The organism is Methanocalculus sp. (assembly GCF_029762515.1).
Taxonomy (GTDB): Archaea; Halobacteriota; Methanomicrobia; order Methanomicrobiales; family Methanocorpusculaceae; genus Methanocalculus.
Map to the genome: position 1 here is coordinate 1 of NZ_JARVGN010000269.1, position 3273 is coordinate 3273.

Below are 3273 nucleotides of genomic sequence, written 5' to 3' on the forward strand. Positions count from 1 at the left end.
TTGCTCTCTTTCCCCCATTTTTCATGCAAATCTTTTTTAAAGGATATAGAAGTCCAGTTAGAGAAGAAGTGTTTTGTTTAAGATCTTTTCAGTGAACACACCGGATTAGGAAGTGTACTCATTCTGCTGTAAATTCTGCCCGAGTATCCTGACATACTATCACTTCTGATCCAGATAAATACCTACGACCCGTGATCCACTCCTCATTGATATCCATCAGAATGGCCCCTGCCAGCCTGAGGAGTGAAGCATCATTCGGCAAAGCGCCAATGGTCCGGGATCTTCGTTTCAGTTCCTTGTTGATGCGTTCCAGTATATTCGTGGTTCGAATTCTCCTCCAGTGCTCCTGGGGAGCACTTCGATAGTTCAGCAATCCGGGGATGAATCGTTCAACCGTGTCGGCAGCCCGGGGGAATCCCCGGATATCGAGTTCATCGGCACATACCTGGAGTCTCCGATGAACGGCGAGAGATTCCTTGATGAGTTGAGCGATCTCTTTATGGAATTTCCTGGGGATTTTGCGGAGAACCGCCCGAATAAAGTGGACGTGGCACACACGGCAGATCAGAGATCTGCCTGTCAGGAAAAATTCAAGGAATTTTTCCGTGTCTGCCAGCTGGATCCCGGGAATGACCGTTCAGCAGCGGTCTGGATGCCTCTGTGGTCATCCGAGATGACCAGATCCACTTTCGTCAATCCTCGTTCCTTGAGGTCCGAGAACATATCTTCCCAGGTCAGTTCATCCTCGCAATCGGCGATCCTGGCACTGAGTATTTCCCTGAATCCATCACTCCGTATTCCGGCAATCACCAGGAAAGCCTTGTTGAAATACCGTACTCCGCCTTTTATAATAAAATAGGAGGCATCGACGAAGATATAGGGGATGGAGGTATCCACCGGCCGGGAGAAGAAGAGGTGAACAGCCTGGTCAAGGTCGGAGGCGATCTTGAAGACATATGAGGGCGAGATCTGCTCTATCCAGAGATGTACAACGATCTCCTATATCATTTCCTATATCTTTCGCTTAGAAACTTAGCGAAAATCAGAGATTTTCTCGACTCACGTCCTTGAAGATATGATTCAAGGATCGCATTATCCAGTACCCTCTTGATCTGGGAATGTCGCTCCAATACTTTCGTCTGAAACATGAAATCCCGTAATTGAGGCTTGTTGAGGATCAACTCTCCGTATTGAGTCTTGAGTTTCCTGTCACGATGACCGTTCCGATAGGTTCTCCTTGAACTGGTTTACCGACATCTCCCCGCTCCGGCCTGCTGATTTGCCTCCTCCTGCAACCCCGTTCAGGAATTAGGTGAGGAGTTGTTTCATACTATCTCCATCAGCGGTAAGATAATTACGTACGACTTCCTTTTGATCCATGCCCTGTATTCTCCTTTTGGCTAATTTGGATTGGATATAAGCCCCTTTCTATATTTACATCACTTTGTGTACACTACCTTGCCTGGAACACAAGTAAAATTAAATCACCATCAACAAGAAATTCGGATTGCTATCAAACAGTACGTGGAAATTTAATGTATCTCAACAATCCACATAGTGATGGAAGCGGATCACACAAACTGAAATGAATACCTAATCTCCATAACCCTTCATTGTACACCAAAGCAGATCACTCCCTTTATTCGAATTATCTGATTTAATTTGATTATAATATATCGTAGATGAGATGATGGAGAGCATAAATCCTCCCCCTCACCTCCATTTTGAAGGTCTGCTTTGAATATCCAGCTTTTTCTACGCTGACCTTGTAGGTGCCACGCGACAATTCCGCCTGTGCAATGCCGTCTGCATCCGTCTCAAACGGGATGGGGAAGCCTTCAATGGAAACTAAAGCATTACTTATTGGTCGACCATCTTCTCCCCTTACACTTATTGATACCTTATTCTCGATTATGTATTCAGGAATGCCGATAATTAATTCTTTCTTCGGAACATCCGGTTCTATGGTGATTGTCCGGGTTTCTTGCGGAGCAAGATGCACCGATGCATAGATGATGATGGAGTCGCCTGACTCGCGTGTATTCGCAACCTTGCCACCCTTAACCAGATACCTTCCTTCTTCGAGTTGGGGCATGACGACTCTAAAGGTCACACCTGAGATGGATTCAAGATTACTGTTCGTAACGTTAATAGATGCACGACCTAACTCCTTAGATGCGGTATACGATATCTTTTGGAGCTTCCTGTAATGGTCTGCAATGTCTTCCGGCGTCGTTGTCGTCAGTCCGTTTTTCCGAGCATAGTCATAGAGATCATCAAACTTCCCGGCATATTCAGGATTTTCAACATCTGCAATCCTGAAAACGAACAGCGCCATATCATGGTTTTGTGCAACGCTATCGATTACCGATCTCCAACTCTTAAAAAGATTCTCAGGATCTTTCCCAGACAACGAAGCGCTCTGTGGATTTGAAGCAGGGAGCATTACAAGATCTGTTGCGCTTCCATGATAATACGCCATCTGCGGATGACGAAAGCCCTCATCCCAGAGAACACCAAGATACGGTGCACTAATTCTATCGGTGATCATATAGGACACACCTATATCGGCATACAATTTGATCGTAGGTAGATCATACCTTGTTGTTCTGGAAATGTCTTCAGTGACTACCATCGGGATGATGCCATCTGGATACGGGTGCAGTTCGATGCTACGCTGCTCTTCCACTCTACGTTTTGCAGTGACTTCATCACCGATAGAAATGTATTGTACAGACTTGAATGATGCACCCGGTGAAATTGATCGCCATGACTCTTGTTTGAACTGCAACAAGCAATAGTTCGAATATCTTACTGAACCCGAATAAAATAAATCTGAGGGATATGGTGAAGTCGGCAGATGCTCAACATACATGCCGGAGTGCTCATTTTGCAGGAAAATGCCATAGAATTTGTCATCTAGGCTTGAACCATCTTCCGATGGATATACTCTCTTCTCAATTCGCTTACCGTCACTGGAAAGGATGAAATTCACTATGGGACAAAAAAAACGGGTCGTTGCGGATATTAGCATCCCAGACGAGTGATCAGACCAATCGTTAGAAATATCAGATTCACGACAAATGGTATCCTTATAGAAGGAATATGTTATATTAATCGTACCAATTGGTTGACCACTCGAATTCTGAAGAAGGCCTGAATAGAAAACATGATTTTCTTGCACATTTGTTGAAAACGGCATCTCAAATATATTATACCCTTCTTTTTCACCATTGACTACATCTATTGTAATGAAATCCAATATGTGTCCAT

1 protein-coding gene and 1 pseudogene are annotated in these 3273 nt (G+C 44.4%); both read right to left on the reverse strand.

The features are described 5' to 3' along the window. Positions 1-118: 118 nt before the first annotated feature. Positions 119-1380, reverse strand: a pseudogene (locus tag QCH34_RS09420) (IS256 family transposase). A 286-nt stretch (positions 1381-1666) separates the two neighbouring features. Continuing rightward, positions 1667-3273 (reverse strand): carboxypeptidase-like regulatory domain-containing protein (locus tag QCH34_RS09425; RefSeq protein WP_300333274.1); only part of this gene is annotated, 1607 nt, incomplete at its 5' end.